We start from the raw sequence: 1,693 nt of genomic DNA, 5'->3' as shown, positions 1-1,693 counted from the left end.
GGCGCGGCACTGGGTCGTCCTCGCCGGGGAACTCACCGCCAATCCACGACGGTCACTGGCGGAGGTACCCGTGGTCGACGCCCGGGAGAACGCCGAGCTGCGTGCGCTCGCCTCCGGAGCTGATCGCCCCGAACTGCTGGTGGGGTCGGTCCCTGAGATCCTCACGGCCCACGCACACCACACCCCCGGCGCGGTCGCCGTCGAGCAGGGAACCGACCGACTCGACTACGCGGGGTTGGCGGCGCGGGTAGGTGGGCTGTCCGCGTCGTTGCGCGCGCGAGGAGTGCGCGCCGAGACCCGGGTCGCCGTGCTCATGCCCCGTTCGGTTGACTCGGTGGTGGCGATGCTCGCCGTTCTCGCGGCGAACGGCGTGTACGTCCCCGTCGACCCGGCCCTGCCCGCCGAACGCATCGCCTTCATGCTCGCCGACGGCGAGGTCGCGTTGGTGCTCACCACCGCGACCCTTCACCACCTGGTTCCGGACGGTGTCGCCGGGCTCGTGGTGGACGAGGAGTTGACCGGTTCCGATGCCTCGGATCCGGTGGCGGTCACCTCGCCCGCCGCTCCCGCGCAGGCCGCCTACGTGATCTACACGTCGGGCTCGACCGGGCGTCCCAAAGGCGTGGTCGTGGCCTACTCCTCGGCGATCGGGATGGCCAGGACGCACGTCGAGGAGCTGGGACTCGGCTCGGCGAGCCGAGTCCTGCAGTACGTGTCCCCGAGCTTCGACGTCGCGGTGGCCGATGTGCTCATGACCGTCGTCGCCGGAGCTTCCCTGGTCCTGCCGGACACGAACGAGCTCCCGGTCGGTGCGGAGCTCGTCGAACTGCTGCGGGACCGGACGATCTCGCACACCATGCTGCCGGCGGTGCTGCTCGGAGCGCTACCGACGGCGGAACTCCCGAACCTGCGGGTCGTGGTCGCGGGAGGTGAGGCTCTCAGCACCGAGACGGTGCAGCGGTGGGCCGCCGACCGTGTACTCCTGAACGGCTACGGGCCGAGCGAAACGACCGTGTGCGCCTCCCTCGGCGGACCGTTCACCACCGAACTGCACGGCCCCCCGCCCATCGGTGGCCCGCTGCCCAACACGACGACCCTCGTGCTCGACCCCGACCTCCGGCTCACCCCCGTCGGTGTCGTCGGCGAGCTGTACATCGCCGGACTCGGTCTCGCACGGGGTTACGCGAAACGGGCCGCTCTCACCTCGGAGCGTTTCGTGGCCAACCCGTTCGGTGCGGTGGGAAGCCGGATGTACCGGACGGGAGATCTCGTTCGCTGGCGGACCGACGGTGCTGGACTGGAGTTCGTCGGTCGGCTGGACGACCAGGTGAAGGTCCGTGGCTTCCGAGTGGAGCTGGGAGAGATCGAAGCCGCACTGACCACCCAGGACCACGTCCGCCAGGCGTGCGTCACGCTCCACGAGGACGGGAGGGGAGCACGACGCCTGGTCGGCTACGTCGTCGCCGAGGAGGGGGACGAGGTACCGACTTCCACCGATCTCGCTGCCGTGGTCCGGTCGACGCTCCCCCAGTACATGGTCCCCCACGCCTTCGTGGTGCTCCCCGAACTGCCGTTGACGAGGAACGGGAAGGTCGACCGGGCGGCGTTACCAGCCCCGGAGTTCCAGCCCTCCCAGGGGTACGTGGCACCCCGCACGGACACCGAGAAGGTGTTGTGCGAGGTGTGGGCTGAG

The 1,693-nt window shown here is 70.2% G+C and carries 1 protein-coding gene; it reads left to right on the top strand.

The window, feature by feature from the left end; genetic code table 11:
* Positions 1–1,693 (top strand): amino acid adenylation domain-containing protein (locus ACTIDRAF_RS31305; RefSeq protein ID WP_039789650.1); only part of this gene is annotated, 1,693 nt, incomplete at both ends.

Source organism: Actinoalloteichus spitiensis RMV-1378, assembly GCF_000239155.1.
GTDB lineage: Bacteria > Actinomycetota > Actinomycetes > Mycobacteriales > Pseudonocardiaceae > Actinoalloteichus_B > Actinoalloteichus_B spitiensis.
The sequence above is the reverse complement of the archived record's forward strand: the minus strand, read 5'-3'. Positions and strand labels throughout refer to the sequence as shown.